16 protein-coding genes are annotated in these 18,607 nt (G+C 39.4%); 3 read left to right on the forward strand and 13 right to left on the reverse strand.

Annotated elements, in window-relative coordinates; all coding sequences use genetic code 11:
* Positions 1–43: 43 nt before the first annotated feature.
* The 7 genes from addA to AC4D4B_RS02700 form a co-directional block, all read right to left on the reverse strand.
* The gene (gene addA / locus AC4D4B_RS02670; protein ID WP_490999105.1) at positions 44–3,784 is read right to left on the reverse strand and encodes a helicase-exonuclease AddAB subunit AddA; all 3,741 of its coding nucleotides are present in this window, start codon (positions 3,782–3,784) and stop codon (positions 44–46) included.
* Positions 3,777–7,256, reverse strand: coding sequence for a helicase-exonuclease AddAB subunit AddB (gene addB / locus AC4D4B_RS02675; RefSeq protein ID WP_490995497.1), 3,480 nt, complete (start codon positions 7,254–7,256; stop codon positions 3,777–3,779). The genes addA and addB overlap by 8 nt, the downstream gene beginning before the upstream one ends.
* Before the next feature lie 280 nt (positions 7,257–7,536).
* Positions 7,537–7,950 carry a GNAT family N-acetyltransferase gene (locus AC4D4B_RS02680; protein ID WP_490999106.1) on the reverse strand — a complete coding sequence of 138 codons (414 nt, stop codon included), beginning with the start codon at positions 7,948–7,950 and terminating at the stop codon, positions 7,537–7,539.
* Between the two features lie 32 nt (positions 7,951–7,982).
* A complete protein-coding gene (locus AC4D4B_RS02685) occupies positions 7,983–9,059 on the reverse strand; it encodes a beta-carotene 15,15'-monooxygenase (protein WP_490999107.1) in 1,077 nt (358 codons plus the stop codon).
* A gap of 190 nt (positions 9,060–9,249) precedes the next feature.
* A complete protein-coding gene (gene abc-f, locus AC4D4B_RS02690) occupies positions 9,250–11,145 on the reverse strand; it encodes a ribosomal protection-like ABC-F family protein (RefSeq protein WP_490995500.1) in 1,896 nt (631 codons plus the stop codon).
* Positions 11,146–11,275: 130 nt separating this feature from the next.
* A complete protein-coding gene (locus tag AC4D4B_RS02695) occupies positions 11,276–11,395 on the reverse strand; it encodes an RAxF-45 family protein (protein WP_490995501.1) in 120 nt (39 codons plus the stop codon).
* A gap of 100 nt (positions 11,396–11,495) precedes the next feature.
* On the reverse strand, positions 11,496–12,107 hold the full coding sequence (locus tag AC4D4B_RS02700; protein WP_490995502.1) for a TVP38/TMEM64 family protein: 612 nt from the start codon (positions 12,105–12,107) through the stop codon (positions 11,496–11,498).
* A gap of 211 nt (positions 12,108–12,318) precedes the next feature.
* On the opposite strand from AC4D4B_RS02700, the gene AC4D4B_RS02705 reads away from it, so the two are divergent.
* A complete protein-coding gene (locus AC4D4B_RS02705; protein WP_066101681.1) occupies positions 12,319–12,693 on the forward strand; it encodes a YhjD family protein in 375 nt (124 codons plus the stop codon).
* 16 nt (positions 12,694–12,709) lie between these two features.
* Here the strand turns inward: AC4D4B_RS02705 and AC4D4B_RS02710 are convergent, their stop codons facing one another.
* On the reverse strand, positions 12,710–13,303 hold the full coding sequence (locus AC4D4B_RS02710; RefSeq protein WP_490995503.1) for a competence protein ComK: 594 nt from the start codon (positions 13,301–13,303) through the stop codon (positions 12,710–12,712).
* Between the two features lie 259 nt (positions 13,304–13,562).
* On the opposite strand from AC4D4B_RS02710, the gene AC4D4B_RS02715 reads away from it, so the two are divergent.
* Positions 13,563–13,793 carry an IDEAL domain-containing protein gene (locus AC4D4B_RS02715; protein ID WP_490995504.1) on the forward strand — a complete coding sequence of 77 codons (231 nt, stop codon included), beginning with the start codon at positions 13,563–13,565 and terminating at the stop codon, positions 13,791–13,793.
* Positions 13,794–13,909: 116 nt separating this feature from the next.
* Here the strand turns inward: AC4D4B_RS02715 and AC4D4B_RS02720 are convergent, their stop codons facing one another.
* From AC4D4B_RS02720 to AC4D4B_RS02740, 5 genes are all read right to left on the reverse strand, one after another.
* Entirely contained in the window at positions 13,910–14,719 is an 810-nt protein-coding gene (locus AC4D4B_RS02720; protein ID WP_490995505.1) for an aminoglycoside adenylyltransferase domain-containing protein, read from the reverse strand.
* Between the two features lie 11 nt (positions 14,720–14,730).
* On the reverse strand, positions 14,731–15,186 hold the full coding sequence (locus AC4D4B_RS02725) for a GNAT family N-acetyltransferase (protein ID WP_490995506.1): 456 nt from the start codon (positions 15,184–15,186) through the stop codon (positions 14,731–14,733).
* A gap of 57 nt (positions 15,187–15,243) precedes the next feature.
* Complete coding sequence (locus tag AC4D4B_RS02730) at positions 15,244–15,708, reverse strand: NUDIX domain-containing protein (RefSeq protein ID WP_490995507.1); 465 nt, start codon at positions 15,706–15,708, stop codon at positions 15,244–15,246.
* A 72-nt stretch (positions 15,709–15,780) separates the two neighbouring features.
* Positions 15,781–16,320, reverse strand: a complete 540-nt coding sequence (locus AC4D4B_RS02735) for a DinB family protein (RefSeq protein ID WP_490995508.1) — start codon at positions 16,318–16,320, stop codon at positions 15,781–15,783.
* Between the two features lie 114 nt (positions 16,321–16,434).
* Positions 16,435–17,691, reverse strand: a complete 1,257-nt coding sequence (locus AC4D4B_RS02740) for a M48 family metallopeptidase (RefSeq protein WP_490999108.1) — start codon at positions 17,689–17,691, stop codon at positions 16,435–16,437.
* 197 nt (positions 17,692–17,888) lie between these two features.
* On the opposite strand from AC4D4B_RS02740, the gene AC4D4B_RS02745 reads away from it, so the two are divergent.
* Entirely contained in the window at positions 17,889–18,482 is a 594-nt protein-coding gene (locus tag AC4D4B_RS02745) for an SCO family protein (RefSeq protein ID WP_490999109.1), read from the forward strand.
* The last annotated feature ends 125 nt before the right edge of the window (positions 18,483–18,607 follow it).

The raw sequence follows: 18,607 nt of genomic DNA on the forward strand, positions 1-18,607 counted from the left end.
CACAACTGCACGGTTTCCCGCCCAAATGTGCCGCCTTCAGCAGTTAAAGCTTCAGTACGTGTGTACCGTCAAAGAACATCAGATATCTTTCTGATACTTCTCTTTTCAGGATTTGTTCAATCGCTCTTGTATATAGCTGAATCTGCTTTTCATATCTTTCTTTTAATACAGGCTCAGCTTCTTCAAATCCATTTTTAAATCGATCTGTTATCGCGTCTGTTTTATAGTCAAGCAGTACAAGCCCATTCTCATCTTCAAATAGGCAATCCACTATCCCCTGAACAAGAATGTTCTCGTCGCCATCCTGCCAATCCTGATATGCTTCATGTGCAGGAAGTGCCATTGTAAATGGAATTTCCTTGCGTATTTTTTGGGCATGCTGCAAGCGTTGACCCAATTCACTTTCAAAAAAGCTCAAAATCTGGTCAGTTCTTATCTCACTGACTTGTTCCTTCGTAGCGTATTCCTTCATCACCAAATACTCCAGTAACGTCTGAACAGACACTTCCGTGACTGGCTTTGTAAAGTCCAAATGCTGCATCACTAAATGCATCATCGTTCCCTTTTCTGCAGGTGACATTGTTTTTTGCTGCATAAAAGCCGGTCTCTTTAAATTCATCCGTTTAAAGGTCGCCCGAACCAAATCAGTTGCACTATATTCATCCTTTGATTCATTTAATCGTTTCAATTCGGACACAGACTGTTTAGAACGCCCAGTTGTCGAGCTTTTAAATCGATAATCCCATTCCATTTGGTCCCTGACCCGTTCTTTAAACTCAGACTCTACCTCAATTGGTTCCATTTGTTCAATTGATTTAAATAATCGTTTACTTTCAAGGTTTTCTTCCTCTGTAATTGATTGCAACGTATTCGATTTTCGGACATGTACCTGCCATTCTGATGGATGACTGGCAATCTCAGCAAGTGAATCACTGGCGATTGCCCCTTCTTTAAAGATACGATGCCGCACTAGAGACGGACCAATCCAGTCCATATAAGAAGTGGCATTTGCCCTTGTATAATCAGGTAGAAGCCAGCCTTCTTTATTCTCATAGGCAGACCACTTCTTAAACGATTTTTCAGCATCTGAGAGTGTTCCGATTAAGTACAGCTTCTCTTTTGCACGGGTTAACGCAACATACAGAACGCGCATCTCTTCCGCAATATTTTCAAGGAGCTGCTTCTTTTTAAAGGCAATCTGCGGTAAGGATGGATACGTGATCCTTAACTCCGGATTCACATATCGAAATGCAAGACCCAGATCCTTATCCACTAAATAGGAACGTTTTAAATCCATTTGATTAAACTTTTTAGACAAGCCACCCAGAATCACGACAGGGAATTCCAGTCCCTTACTCTTATGAATGGTCATGATTCGGACAACATCTTCCTGTTCACCAAGGGCACGTGCTGCACCTAAATCACTACCTCTTTCTCTCATACGATCGATAAAACGCAGAAAGCGGAAAATTCCCCTGAATGAACTTTCTTCATATTGTCTGGCCCGATTATATAGGGCCAATAAATTGGCCTGTCTCTGTTTACCACCAGGCATACCGCCAACAAAATCATAATAGCCAGTATCCCTGTACAGCTGCCAAATTAAACTGGACAGTGCTCCCTCACGCGCCTGGTTTCTCCATTCGTGAAGATAATCAAAGAATCGCTTCACTTTTAAATAGACAGTACCGTATTTTTCAAATGAACCGTTCTGGCAATAGGCCTTTAACGCATCATAGAATTGCCCCTTTGGCAGGGTAATCCGGATATCCGACAGGTTTTCTTCATCCAGCCCCACGATAGGAGAGCGCAGCACGGATGCAAGCGGAATATCCTGATATGGATTATCAATAATTTGCAGGAGAGAGATCATAATAGCTACTTCTGTCGCCTCAAAATATCCTGTAGAAAGATCCGCATAAACCGGGATACCCTGCGCTCTGAATTCATCCATAATTTGAGGAGCCCATGGCATGGAACGCAGCAAGATGACAATATCCCGATAGGTAATGTTCCGGTATGTTTTCGTTTTGGCATCATACACTTTGCGGCGTTCATTAATCATTTGTTTAATTAATTCAGCCATTTGCCTAGCTTCCAACAATACCGTTTCAAGATCTTCGTCTGCCTCGTCATCATCCTCAGATCCGTAACCAGCTCCTTCTGCCGATTTATCAATCAAATAAAGTTCCACCGGGTACTCTTCATCCTCAGGATAGGCTGCTCCTTTTTTTAATTCAGCGGGTTCATCATATTCAATTTCACCAACCGTTTTACCCATCAATTGTTTAAATAAAAAGTTCGTACCTGCCAATACTTCACTTCGGCTGCGGAAATTTTTATTCAGATCAATCTTCATTCCGGTATCTATCGGCTCTGTTAAAAATCTGCTGTATTTCCCCATGAATAGATTAGGCTCAGCCAGGCGGAATCGATAGATTGATTGCTTAACATCCCCAACCATGAACATATTGCCGGTTGACTCACCGTCCTGTGTGACAAGCTGAAGGATTGTTTCCTGCACCATATTAGTATCCTGATATTCATCGACCAGTACCTCTTTGAATTTATCACGGTACTCCAACGCAACATCTGTTGGCTTTAATGCTCCATCCTCATAAGTCCCCAGAATTTCTAACGCCATATGCTCCAAGTCGGAAAAATCAACAATCCCACGTTCAAGCTTTTCTGCCAGGAATCGTTTTTGGAACGCTGTGACCAACTCGGCAAGTGTCACCACATACGGCTTCATATCTGATATATCCCTTAAAAAGCTATCTGCTTTCCGGAAGAATAAATCGCTCGAAATTCCATTCAGCAACTTCTTAACATCATCTCTCATTTTCTTGGCTTGCTTTGCCAAGTCCTCATTACAGGTTCCCTTGCGAATCGTTTTTGCTTTGGCAAAGCTAACCGCTGAAAATGCATCTGCCATTGACTGCCAATCTGCTTCAATAGACTCTGATAACTTGTGAATAAGCTCTTCGTCTAATTTAAATGTTTCGCCCAGGGCTGCTGGACCATCAGGCAGCAAGGTTAATTGATAGCCTTCATGGATCATTTCTTTAGCTGCAGCTAGGCGCATCATGATATCAAATTTCAAGACTGGATAAAATGGCAGATCCTCAATTCTGGTATGTTCCCCTATCTCATACATATCCGCAAGGCTTTCCAGCCATTCTTTAGGATTGGGATTGGACCGTGAAAAATCATCTAGCACTCGGATAATTTCGAGAATCGTACGATCACTGCGGTCATCCGTAAATGCATCGATAAGCCTGAAAAACGGCTCATTATCTGATATTCCATACTGTGTTTCCAATACTTCTTCAAGAATTTCATCTTTAATTAATTCGATTTCCGTTGAGTCCCCAATTCGAAAACCGGGATCAATGTCCAACAAATAATAATGACTCCGAACTACATCCAAGCAGAAGGAATGAAGGGTTGAGATATTCGCCTTATTCAGCAAGCTGAGCTGCTTACGTAAATGTCTGGAGTCCGGATTCTTTTTAATTTCCTTCTCCAGTGCTTCCGCAATACGGTGGCGCATTTCAGCAGCTGAAGCATTGGTAAAGGTGGCTATCAATAAACGATCCACATCAAGAGGGTTATCCTCTGAAATAATCTTCCTGATAATCCTCTCAACCAGTACAGCTGTTTTACCACTTCCGGCCGCAGCCGCTACTAGAATATCATTTCCATCCGCAGTGATAGCTTTCCATTGGTCATCTGTCCATAAAGCATCTGCCGGTTTTACGGGAATTTGTTTACGGTTATTCATCATCTTCTTCCTCCTCCCGTATAGCCTCAAAGATTTCTTCTTTTTTAGCCGGTTTAAATACTCTGTACTCGTTGCTTTCAAGAGAAGGATCAAATTGGCAAACTGTTTTAAAATTACAGAAGGTGCATGGTAATTTATTTTGCAAACGATATGGTTTGATATCAGCCACACCGCTCGTAATGGCATTACCTGTATCGGCATACATTCTCTTCACATGCCGGCTTAAAAGAGAGAACTCTCCTTCACTTGCAATCCGTGAAGCCGCCGTAAAATGTCCATCCTTCTTGAATCCTGCGGGTACAATCAGGGATTCCCCATTCTCCAAATCGCTATCCATCATTTTAACAACCTGGTCATCCCCTAATAGCAATCCCTTCATCTTAAAGCTTTTAAAGACTTCACGTTCAATCTGGTCTAACGTATAAACTCCATTGTTTTTAATTAATGGATTGTGAACATGGAAATACAGGACACCTGCAGGCTTAGCCTGTTCCCCAACCAACAGTGGTGAGTGTGTGACCACGATATCGAGGTAGGTCAGCATTTGCAAGGCGATTCCATAATAGATTTCCGTGAAGTTTAAATCCTTCGAGCTCGATTTATAATCAATGATTCTCAAATAGGTTCCATCATCTGTCTTCGCCTGATCAATCCGATCAATCCGTCCAGCCAGTTCCATCTTTGTTCCATTTTTAAGCTCAAAGGTCAGTGGAGGCAATGAACCTCTCCGGCCAAATCCAAGCTCTAGCCCAATCGGTGAAAATTGGCTGTTTTTCGCCTGGCCGCTTAAAGTAATTGAGGCTCTCGCCACAATTTGTTCGAGTTTCCTTTTTAAGTAATGGAATCGATTGGAAGATAATAGGATTTCATTCTGCAGTTTCGGCGCCATTACCTCTACAGCCGTTCTGGCTAATTGGATACATTGCTCCCGTGATAAAGCTCCCCAGCTTGTCCCGCGATCGATGATTTGTTCCGTCATCCATTGCAGAGCACCATGGAACATTTCTCCGATATCAGGAGCTTCTAAACGGTAGATATCCCGTTCCCTAAGCTTTAAGCCGTGTGAGGAAAAATGCGCAAATGGACAGCTATTGAATAGCTCCATTCTCGACACGCTGCCCTGGATTGTATCTCCATACAATTCAACCGCTTTTTGGTCAGGGATTTTCTTCGCTTTATTTTGATACGAAAGCGCTGAAAGAACAAAGGCTGCCTGATCCTTCATCGGGCCGTCTTTAACATATTCGTTATATACATCCCACCAAACAGGGGATACCGGATAATTCCTTTTTTTCTGTTGAAGCTGGCTCGCCAGGAATGACAGCGTTGCTCTAGTCTGAACCACATACTCCAGCTGCAGCTCATCACTCATTTCAGCCGGATCATGCACAAAGAAGGTTTCTTTTACTGAACCAAATAAATCCTTAACTCGTTTCATATAAGATGAAGCCAATAACTGCTTTCCTTCGTCATCAGCCAGTGGATAAGAAAAATATACATAGTCGGATGCCAGCAGGAATGCCTTGTATGCAGCAAACTCCTCATCCAACAACTTAGTGCTTGATGTCGGTGCCATCTTTATTCCCGAAGACTGCAGTGCTTCTCGATCCTTATCTGAAAGGATTCCCCCTTCACTTACTTTAGAAGGTATCACGCCTTCATTTAAGCCTGCTATGAAAGCAATCTTTACATTTTGAGGGCGCGATAAATCCATATTGGTCACGACTACTTGGTCAAGGGAAGGTGGAATTAAAGAGAAGTTCAGTGTTTCAATCCCGCTTTCTAGGATTGCACCAAAATTCTTTAACGTAACCGGCCTGTCCCCAACAATTTCTACAAATTGATCCAGCAACTCCATAACACCATTCCATGCCTGATCGTGCTCTGTTGCATGGATGAGTCGGCCTTCCTGCTCATCGCTTCTAGCCATTTTTTCAAGCTTTTCCGGTATATCAAGCTCATCTAAATACATGTATAAAGCCTGAGCATAATCCGTTCCGGATGTTGCTTTTTTAAAACGATTTGCAAGTCGACGGATGGGCTCTGCCACTTGTTCCTTCGTTTCATTCAGCAACGCTTCCATTTTCAGCTCTTCATCTGTCTGGACACTGGCCACCAGTTCAAGACCGCGATTTTTTTTATACTTCCATCCCTGCTTCTTACTCCATCGGTCACCATAATAGCCTCTGGATAATACGTAATTTTCTAGCAGAGCAGCACTCTCACGCTCTTTTGGTATATAGGCATTCTTATCAAACAAAAGGTCTGTTTTTATAGCACGGAACATCGGTTCATAACGCCAATTATTCGTTACGGCTTCAAGCGTAGAACGAATAAGCTCGATCAAAGGGTGATTAAGCATAGGTCTCTTTTGGTCGATAAAGACAGGAATGCCATAGTCCATAAAGACGGTTTCCACCACTTCAGCATATTCCTGGCTATTTCTCATTAATACAAAGATATCTCTGTATCGATATCCTTCCCTAACACTCTTTAAAATCTTACGCGCGATTCCTTCCACCTCTGCCCTTCTGTTACCAGCCGGGCAAAATTCAAAATTCGGCTCCTGATTGTAAACTGGTGCCGGTCTGTTGGCAAACCATTTATCCAAATGCTGCATGGATTTATTTTGAATAAATCGATGCGGCTCCTTAAATAAACGATCCTCCTCCACCTTTACTCCGTTTTGGAGCGCAATCTGGTATAGATCAAAATAAGTTTCCCCTGTCATCCTGAATAAATGAAGTGGATCAGGCGCCCATTCTTTAAAGGGCTGATCTAATGTCAACGAAACCGTCACATTCCTGCAGTGTTGCATTAGAGCTGCCATAATGCCGTATTCCTGGGCTGTAAAGCTGTAAAATCCATCTATATAAATTTCAGCATCGCGAAGGTAAGCTGATTCAGGCATCTTTTCTACTAATAAAGTAAAGTAATCCTCTGAATCTACGTACTGACCTTCTAATTCACGCTCAAATCCATTGTATAAAAGGGATAAATCATCAAGCTTTGACCGTAAAATCGGTGAAACCTTTCCATCTGATTGGTTCAGCATTTCCTCTGGAGTCAGGCAATATCGCTTACATTCCTTCAGCAAATCACTTAACTGTGTAATGAAGCCCTGCTTATCACTGGAACGTTGAAAGGTTTTTAATTCATCCTTCTTTTCCTCCATGATTTTGCGGATCACCATATTAACACCGACATTATTTAAATGCCGCCTGCCCATACCGCCTGTTTCTTGAAGAACCTTCCAAGCCAGACGGCTGAAGCTAAACACTTGGGCACGTATCATCCCGCCCAGATTAGGTGTATTAATCAATTCCAGTTCAGCTTGAAAAGTCATCTGATCTGGAACAATATATATAATCGAAGAACCTTCCGGATCACTCTCCAGCTTGGTCCTAATGTCATTTAAAATAGTCTCAGTCTTACCTGTACCTGTTTTTCCAATATAAAATTGCAAAGACATTAAATGTGCCTCCCCCCTTTATATCTATCTCTCTATTTTATCATAATTCATGGCGTTTTCTCTTCAATTGACTCTATATCCCAGCATTGTAAAAAATGGTTTATTTTAATGGTGAATAGAAGATTAGTTTTTGTTATATATCACAGGAAACGAGGGAAGAAGGAGAAGACAAAATAGGCACTAATATGAAAATTACAATCGGCAAGGGGAAAACTTTCACTGCAAAAATAAAACAATGACCATCTGGATTGATGATCATTGTTTTGGTTAATGACTAAAATTATTCATCAAATGTTTTTCTAAATCCATAAAAAGGTCTGTAACCGATTTGGTTATAAAAGGATTGAGATTCACTGCTTGCCAGCATCTCTATTCTCGTAGAGGGATACAATCCATGTACAAACTTTAGCAGATACTGACCAATCCCTAGCCCTCTATATCTTTTATCGATTAAAAGTTCGCAAATATAGAGAGTGACATGTCTATCAGTAAAGCCCCTAATATATCCGATAATTTCCTCTTTTGAGAGTACTACAAATGCAATATTGGAATTGTTCCAGGCTTGCTTTGTTTTATCTTTCCCCGCAACCAAGTTTGTCCATTGTTCTTCCGCATTCAGCTTATTTATAGAAACAAAGTCTTGCTCACTATATTTGCGGATTTCTATGGGCTGCCCATTCTCTATGTGAATCATGATATCCCCCAATGCCTTTTTTATCGTTACTCCTAATGATTAGTATCCCTATCTAATGTGACCTTTTCTCTCAGAATAACCTTGAATCTTTCTGGTTCATCTACTCGAATCGCAACTTGTTCATATTCTTTCTTTATACCCATTATAAGAGTGGCTTGAACAGGGTGTTTTAATTTTAAAATAACATCTGGATAAACTTCTTCTAAATCTCGGTAAATGAATTCAACCGTCTTTTCAGTAACTTTTTGCTTAAGTTGTTCTTGTTCATCAATTATGGATTCAATATCTGTCCACTTTATTTCCATACGTTTCATTAATCCAAGCGAAATATACATACGGTCCTCCGTAATCTTTAAGGGATTCAAACGGACAGCCTGAATATCTGCCACAAAAAGAATGACCGAGTATATATTAAGAAGGAGTAAGATCATGGACAATAGAAAGTATTTTTCATGCAGCCACCAATGAATTGCTGCGGTTTCAAAAACAATCGCGTGAATCAACATCACTTGGAAAGCAATATAGCTTGATTTTTGATGCAAGGTGTATTGATTTTCGCCCAGCTTCACCGTTTTGTTCCAGCTTGCAAAAGCATAATAAAACATAAGCATTTCTGAACAGATCATTTGAATAATAACAGGCGTTTTTTTCATTTTTTGCTCAACAGCATTCGGGAATGAAAAAACAACTGGGAGTGGACTATTTTTAACAGAACGGGTAATGTACGGCATATATTTGAACAATGTAACGATGAGCAGCACTTCAAAACATACTAATAAGCCTTCAATCAGAAAGCCGGCCCAGGTGATTGATTCAAATGGCGCCAAATATTCCATTGGAATTAGGAAGCGTACTAAAATGAGACCGCTGGCAGCCAATAAAATCATATTTTTCCATCCCCAGCTTTTCTTCCATGCCATAAATAAAACCGGTAAAACAAATGCCAAATCAAATATGGAGCCTACCACTGCACCATTTGGATTGTATTGTAAAATTTCAACTCCAAATGCTGTACGATATAAACAAACATTAGAGATTAGAACAAGCAGGAACAACATAATCAATAAAAAATCTCGATATAAGGATTTTTTCACAATCACTGTTTTCACACCTTTCTCCGAAACAATTCGACTTTTTCCTAACTGTCTATATGTATTTAAAAATAGAAATATCATCATTTCGCCTACAACAATCTTATTCTACAAATCCCATTTTTATCCTGCACACTTCTATTTCAAAGCAAGAAAAGACGGCAATCATTGCTTGCCGTCTCTTCAACCTCATTTGATTTATTTTAGGTCATATGCTCTCACAATCTAACCGCTCCAATTCATCATAAAGTCCATCACGTACCTCTTCTGCTTCTTTCTTTTTTACATATAGTAGCTGAAGTGCTTCTAATGCTGTCTCTTTCTCCATATCACGAATGATATCTGATAAAAGATGTTCCACCTTATCAATTTTTTTCTCCAGTGATTCGTAAGTCTCGTTCAAAATTACATGGTGTACAAGCTTCACATTACTCTGACTCCGAGTCACCGATTGACTTGTTTGTTTCCCTTGCAACATATCTGCAAGCATATGCTCTCTCGCCCAAGAATAATTCCCTAAATAAAGCTGTAATGTCCGATTTTGTAGCCAATATGTTTTTTGAAACAGCTTATTCAGCAAGTATCGATCATGGCTAACCGTAATAATAGTTCCCGGAAATTCACTTAATGCCTCTTCCAGTACTTCTCTCGAATCAATATCCAAATGATTCGTTGGTTCATCCAGTATCAATAAATTAATATCCTTATACATTAGCTGAGCGAGTCGTAATCTCATACGCTCACCCCCGCTTAATTTCTCAACCTTTTGAAAGACTTGAAAACCATAGAAAAGGAACCGGGCCAGAATATGACGGGCTTCCCCTTCTGTAACATGGACCTCTTGGCGGAAGGCCTCCAGAACGGTCATGTCTTTTCCTTCTTGAAATAGCTGTTGAGACAAGTATCCAATCTTCACATTGCTGCCCAGTTTAACCTCTCCATCGTCAGGTGTAATCTCATTCAGAGCCAATTTAAGAATAGTTGATTTCCCGGTGCCGTTAGCACCAACAATCGCGATTCGTTCACCGTATTGTACAAACAGGTCCATATTCTCAAACAATGTTTGCGTACCAAATCGCTTCGTAATTCCATGAAGCTGCAGAACATCTTTACCGCTTCGCTCTGATTGGTCAAAATCGAGGTCCATTTTACGCCTTTCTAAAATGGGCCGTTTAATTTTCTCCATTCTCTCTAGGGCACGTTCCATATTGCGGGCACGCTTATGCAATCCTTCACTCGGCGGATTCGCCTGATTGGCCCATTCGCGTAACCGTTTTATCGCTTCCTTCATTTTTTTGATTTTCTTCTGCTGTTCCTTATATTGATTAAATTCTTCCAGAAGCCGTTTTTCTTTTGCTTGCACGAATTCAGAGTAGTTTCCTTCGTATACGAATACCTCTCCATCGTCCAAGTCTAAAATCCTCTTAACCGTTCGATCTAGGAAAAATCGATCATGCGAGACAATTAGGACTGTCCCATCATAGTCTTCGAGGAATCCTTCAAGCCATTCAACTGCACCAATATCCAGATGATTGGTTGGTTCATCTAACAATAGGAGATCTGGCTTCTGCAGGAGCAGCACCCCTAGACCGACTTTTGTTTTCTCACCTCCGCTTAAGGAAACAAAACGTTTATCGAGCATCGAATCGAGCATCAGCCCATTGGCTATCTTCATAATCGTGCTGTCCATCTCATAGCCGCCAAGCCGTTCAAACTGCTCCTGAACTTCTCCATACTGTTCTATACTGCGAGCCAATGAGCTTTCATTAGTTTCAACAGCCATACTATGCTCAAGTTTATCCAGTCTCTCCTTCAGCCCAATCATATGGCTAAAAGCAGATTGTAAGCATTCATATACCGTGGTGCCATCAGTAAAGTCAGGGATTTGTGACAGCAAGCCCAATGCTGCACCCTTTTTAATGTGAATAGCCCCTTCATCAATTGTTTCGACACCTGCTATCATTTTAAGAATTGTTGATTTCCCACAGCCATTCCGACCAACGAATCCAATTCGTTCTCCTTCCTTGATCTCAAACGTAATATTTTCAAATAGCTTTGTTCCGCCATAGTTTTTTTCAATTTGCTGTACACTGCATACAATCATGTGCATAAACCCCTCTCACGCCCATACCCTGTACATGAAAAAAAGCCATGGGAAAGTCGATATAAGACTTCCCCATGGCTTTTGAATTTCTATTCTATCAAGGGTATAGAGACTTATTATCGTTCTTTTTTCATATGAAATTTCCTAAAAAGGGCAGACTACCCCCTTGACGAAATTGCACATGAAAAATGGCACGAATCAATGACAAGTTTTCAAGCCATTGCAAACATACCTTCACAGAACGATTCATCTCTACACCTCCTTCAATGGAATAATTTAGTTATAATTATAAACTTTCAGTTAATTATTAACAACCGCTTTTTTACACTCTTCACAGATATTCTTCCATTCTACGAATGGTCCTTCTGTTCCACCCGATTCAAACGCAATTCTACTTGCTTGCCTACTAGCCACAAAAGGAAAATGACGATACCCACAATAATACTTTTAACTGGTTCGCGAATTAAAGACATAATGTCATGGCCAATATAACTAATAGTAAAGATCATAACCAATTTTCCCGCAAAGACAGCAAGCATATATTGTTTTGGACTAATGTCAGATAATCCGCAAACAATATTTACGATCGCAGATGGAGTGAATGGGAAACAAAGCAAGATAAACAACGGGCCAAATCCATGATGGTTGATCCAGAGCATCGCTTTTTGCACAGCCGAATGTCTATGTAAAAATGAAAGGGCTTTTTTCTTTCCATATTTTCTGGACAAATAAAACACAACCATTGCACCAGCGACAGCACCTGTCCAGGAGAGAAGAAAACCAATCCATAAGCCAAAAGCATTGGCATTAGCCGTCACAAAAACAAACAAAGGCAAAAAAGGAAGGAACGCTTCAACAAACGGGAGCAGCAATCCCGGAATGGGACCTAAGTTTCTATAATCACTTATTAATTCGGCTAAATGCTCCAATGTTAGCCATTCTGTTAACCAATTAAGATCCATAGTCTCTCCTCACAAACAAATAACAAATTCAGTCCATACTATATAAATATCCCCATATACATTAGATTGAAACAATCCTTACCCCTATTATATCAGATTGCTGTAAGGAGAGAATTAGTTAGAAAATAAACTTGTCAAAAATGTGAAAAGCGATTATTCTATTTAAGAACATATGTTCGTTTTTTACAGACATTGAAAGGACGCGATTTACATGACCCGCATCCCTACAGAAGAGCGCAATATAATGGAAAAAGCGATCTATCTACCCATGGTCCTCACCGTCCTTGCCCGAGACCTTCAAGTGGTAAAAGCATCGCCCCTAAAATTAAAACAACCATACATATTATTAATTGATGAAACCATGAAACAGGTCCAAGCGGAATTGAAGCAAGCAAGCCACTATATGAGGACACATCAACTCAAAGTGGAAGAAACAAAAAGAGACGAATCATTCACCTCCTTTTTATTTCTGTATAAGGGCTATGAGGAATACCATAATTATTTCAATCCCCGCATTCGAAATAAAGTACAGGAATTACTGGAGTATTATTTTTTGAAGCAATGGACTGACCAACTGAAAAATTAACAGCAATAAGTATGCATCAACCTTCCTTATAACTATTTGATGAATGCATCAAAACATGCTTTGTTTGGAAATCTGAATTCCTATCATTAACTTGCATAGCATTATATAAATAATGTGTCTTTCGCTCCGTCTCTGCTAAGGTTTGAAGCAGCTTCGACTTCAACATCGCAGTTCTGAGCATCTGATTTTCAATAATACTATAGGAAACCGGAACAACGATAGATTGTTTATTATGAAAATTGATTTGTGTTTTAGTCGCATCAATCTTAACTCTGGATACAATATGCTCATAAGAAAGCCAAATACACGATTCTTTTGCAGGAGATGTAGTAGGAAAAAAGAATAGGCGATTAGCCGGTTCTAACGATATCGGCACTTTATGCGAGATACCAAGGAGCTTTTTCGTCGACTGACATCTTCCAGGATAATCAGCTCCAAAATAATCACAGCTGGATTTTACTACTTCAGATGGTCTAAAAGGTACTAAAATTTCTTCATCAAATTCAATCACTTTAGAATACGTTTTCGATCCATATTCTACTGGAACAACAGCAAATGTAAATGGACTTATTTCGTAATCCTCTCTCCTGCTTATCACGTTCTTTTCCATGGCTTCCTCCTTATAGATCCTACAATATTACTACAATTTCAATATAACATAATATTTCGAAATAATTGGTTTATTCACCAAAATTTCAAATTTAACCCAAAATCCCCATGATTGTTAAAGTTATTTTGTTTTATATTTTGGGTATCTTATATATTAACTATTTCAAACTACTAAAATAAATTTTCTGAATAATTTAAATATTTAGTTGATTTTTCTTTTCATCTGACTTATAATAAAAAAAAGCAACGGGGGGATATCCATGAATCACGAAAAAGCAAATACAGATATCGTAAAAGCTGTTGATGTGACTGTTGACCAGGGGACCATGGAAGATCTACTGATGGATATGATGATTTACGAAGCTCAACTAACCCATGCACAAAGGAAACTGAAAGAAGAAATCGATCATGCCTTGGACAATAAGGACAAAGAAGCATTTATGAAACTTTCCGCCGAGCTAATTGAATTGGAGAAAAACTTTGGGAATTAAATCAAACAACTTGTAACGAGTAAATACGGTGTATAAACAAAATCACAGAGCGAGGATTATTTAATCCCGCCCTGTGATTTTCTTGTTTTCACTCTTTAATCAATTATTTCTCTAAATTAAATGAAACGTTGACTGCAATCAATCAAATACCTCGAAAATGATATAGTCGAATCCAAAAGTTCCTTGTTTGAATTATATAAAGTCCCCTTATCACCTGTGCGAGCACGGATAGCTTCATTAATAACCTGATGATACTCTTTTGGCATATGGCTTAATCCATATCCCCCTGCCCCTGTTTTGGAAATAACATCGTCCTCCGCTAACGTATAGTATTGACGAAGCAGCCCAAGAACTGTCCATTCTATTTCCTCCCGTAAATCACGAGCAGACCTACCCACCAATTCATCGACTGAGGATTCCATCCACTGAATTCGATTGGCCCAGTAAGTATTCATATTCGCAAATACATAGGATTTTAATTGCTTTGAGGGGAATTCCAGTTTAAAATCAGAGGATGCAGGTCCCAGAACAGTGATTCCTTTTTCAGCAAAAAGGGTCCATGTCACAGGATTGAAATTAAAATAGGGACCAAAGCTTAAATTGCCGCTATTATAATAAAAATGATTTTGATGATCATTTTTCACTTTTCCTAATTCTCCCCAAGTAATATAGACACCGTCCATCTCTGGAGACTTATATTTTTGAGCGATCATTCTATGAATCTTTGAGAGAATACCAGCTTCATCATCTGTTAAATGCCGACTTGTAACAGCAATAAAATCGATATCACTTCTACCTTTTTCAAAGGCATCCAATGCAATGGAGCCATGTAAATACAAACCCTCCAACGCATTTGGCAGATATTCATTAAATAATCCTTTGTATTCATTCAAAATAGTTTCTGCGATTTTTGGTATTTTCAACATACCTATCCCTCTTAAAATTCTTTTGTCATAAACACACTGTTCGGGTCCTCTTTATAATCTGCAAACGGCTTACAATATTGAAATCCAACACTCTCATAAAGCCTTTGGGCTGGTTTAAATGCAGTCATTGACCCGGTTTCCAGACTTAGTTTCTTATAGTTCCGTTCCTTCGCTATCTTGATAATGTGCTCTAGCAGCTTTCTAGCTACCCCTTTTCTTAAATGATCCAGCGACGTTTTCATTGATTTAATCTCTCCATGAGTCATATCAAGTTCTTTCAGGGCCCCACAGCCAACTAACTCCTCATTCTCCCAAACGCTCCAAACTGTGATATTTGTTTTCTTCAACTCTTCCAGATTTAAAGCATGTATACTCTCAGGCGGCGAATGCTCGGCCATACTGTAAATATGGCTATTAATTAAAGCAGCCACTTCAGTTCCTGTTAAATCATCCACTTTAATCTTCAACCAATCACCCCTCACCTTTAAAGACACCCCAAAAAAGAATATACAAAATATTAATCTTTAATTTATGTCTCCTAAATAGACGGGAACCGTATCACCTTTGTGATAATTGATTACGTGTTTTCTCATGGCTTGAGGATAGAGTCTGTATGCTAATAAATCACTTAACGGCAGCCATTCCACCCCAATTTGTCCTTCATCAGGATTTATTCCATTTTGAATCACTGTATTCCTGCCTTTAATCGTACATAAAAACATATATTCAATTTGATGGGTATCCTTATCAAAAGCAGCATGCTCATGATTTTGTCCGATATATTCACGAATCAGGATCAAATTACCAATTTCAACCTCCTGTCCTATTTCTTCTATACATTCTCTTTTTAATGTTTGATGAAAGGTTTCTCCCTGCTCCTGCCCGCCACCAGGCAATATATAATAGATACCTTCACGATCTTCCTTTTCTATCGCGAGTAATTGATCATCCTGAATAATAATGGCTTTAGCAGAATTTCGAATTGGCATTATCGTTCATCCTTTATCCTTTTATTTATATATTTTTAAAGACAAAAAGAGCTGAAAATTCAGCTCATATGGTTATGATTGATTTAGAATTGAGTCAGCGTTCATATAACGTTCAATGATGATATTACGATGGTGCACTTCATGCCCGGCAATGATAACAGCAAGAGCACGAACCGTAATATCGCAATCATTAGCTGTGCCACGGCGCAGCCACTCTTCACTGCAAAGACTTTTCAATAATACAATCGTTGACTGACGGACGATAGAAAAGTTTTGTAGAAGCTCTTCCACTGTTTGTTTTGTAAAGGATGCTTGCTGAACATATTTTTCTTCATTAAAGCCGGGCAAGTTTCTGCGGTCTCCTCGCGCAATTGCAAGAAGCCTGTATGCCATGATTCTCTCTGTATCAATCATATGTCCGATAACTTCCTTGATACTCCATTTCCCTTCTGCATAACGGAATTCCGCCTGAGTATCAGTTATTTTTTCCAAAGCAGCAATCGTCTGTTTTATTTGTTCGGATAAAAGTTGAATCAAATCACCTTCCGGAACCAAATCCACATACGGTTGATAATAAGGGGCATATTCATTTTGTTCTAATTGTTTTCGCATATTCCCTCTCCTTTTATGTACTTCCACTATTTATTCCACCTTCATTGCCTAAATTCCTTTATTGCACGAAAGCAAAAATAGAGCCACTCCGTATAACGAAGGGCTCTTCACTTTTTACTTTTTATACTTCTCTGCCATTTCAATCCGTTCAAGCATGGTTGGATGACTGTTCCGGAATATTTTAATCAGTAAAGGTGGATTCATTTGGCTTAGTCCCTTTTCTGAAAGCTTCTGAAAGGAGGAAATAGCTGCTTCAGGATTTTCGGTCATGTTTAAAGCATAGGTGTCTGCTCTTGTTTCCTGCACCCGGGATACATAATTTGTAACGGGACTTGATGCAAACAACAGAATGGACGTGATCAGTAAAAAGAGCGGCAATGAGCGAATATCACTCATGGATTCTAAATGGTACAATTCCCCTCTTTTCCGTATAGCTCTTTTCATCCATTTATCTGTCAGCCATAAACCAACCAACATGAGAACCAAATATCCAGCAATACCGAGGTATATATGCTTTTCCACATAATGAGCCATTTCATGAGCCATGATAAATAAAATCTCATCATCCTCCAGGCTATTCAATGTGGTGTCCCAGAGTACAATTCTGGAATTTGAGCCAACCCCTGTTACATAAGCATTTAAAGAATTGGTTTTCTCCGACATATTTACTTCATATACATGCTCAGCCGGAATATGGGCTTTCGCCGCCAAATCAAGGATTTGTTCTTCCAGCGCTTTATCTTTAAGCGGATAAAAATCATTGTATAGCGGATCGATGACAACCGGCTGAATAAACATGACGAATATCGTGAATGGAATACATAACAGCCAGCTATACAGCCACCAGCGAGCAGGACTTTTCTTAATGAGCCAGTACAAGACAAGAACGACTATTAAGGTCATCCCTAAGTCCACCCAAAACTCAATAAAATTATCCTTCATCCAGGAGGAGAAAACCTGTGAGGATATGCCGTAGGCAAGCGATATTTTATATCGAATGTATGAGAGCGGCAGGAAGACAATGAATAACAGGAGTGAAAGCCAAAAGACATAGGCGCTAATTTGAACGGAACGCCTTTTCCAGGTTTGCTTCCCCCATTTCTCTAGCCCTTTGGACAATCCAGATACAAGAACAATCGCGTAAAATAGCCACTCAAGCGGTGTACTGATAAAAAAGAAAAAGTTCCGTATGTTAGAATACGTTTCACTCTTTTCTAATAATTCCTTATTCATAAACGTAGAGGGATCTGCATTGGTTCCCCTCATCGATTCAGGAATAGCTGTATTGGCACCATGAAAAAGATAAACATATATCGCCAACGCATAAATCAGAAATAGGCTTAATATGATTAGAATCCATTTTTTTCGCAAATATACCCCTCCTCAAACATTCCATCTATATAGTTTACCGGTATTTGTACAAGTTAGAACCTTAATTCATTCTTTCTCCATACGACACAAAATAGACACTCATTTCTCACAAGTTTCCAACAACTTTACCATAACCACTATCTATATAATGGTAAAATAGGGGAGGAATAACAAACAGAGGGGAACTGTTAAACGATATGAAAAAGTTATATATAGGATTTACTATCTTATTAATTTTAAGTATCGGTGCTGGTATTTACTACTTCACTGGTTATAGGCAGTCACAAATGGAGTTTCCTAAGGAAGTTACAATGGAATCCACTACCGGTACGGATTATTCATTCAAGGAAATGCCACAAAAAATACGCCTATTGGAATTTATGTATACGAACTGTCCTGATGTCTGTCCAAATACAACCTATCAAATGGTCGATATACGTGATCAACTTGTGAAAGACGGTCTGTTTGGCGATAAAGTCGAATTCCTGACAGTCACAATTGATCCAGCTCGAGATACACTCCCGATTATGAAAGAGTATGGTGAGACCTTTAAAACTACTGCCGCAGACGGATGGTATGTATTGCGTGGAGATGCACAGGATACAAGAAAGCTGGCAGATGCTTTCCGTTTCCAGTATAAAGACCCAGGTTCAGGCTTCCTAATCCACACAAATGCCACTTATCTTATTAATGAAAAAAACCGTGTCATTGAAGTATTTGGAATGGGAGAAAAGGATTTTGACCGAGAAGAAGTTTACAAGAAAATCGTCAAGAATGCTGAAAAGATGTAGCTAATTCCAGATAACTTGTACATAAAAGTGTAGACAAATAAAAGACGGCTCTTTCAATTATAAAACCAATCAACCTTCTCCATCCCACTCTAAGAGTATAAGAAAAGACTGTCCATTGACAGTCT

This window comes from Pradoshia sp. Z6_59 (assembly GCF_058267515.1).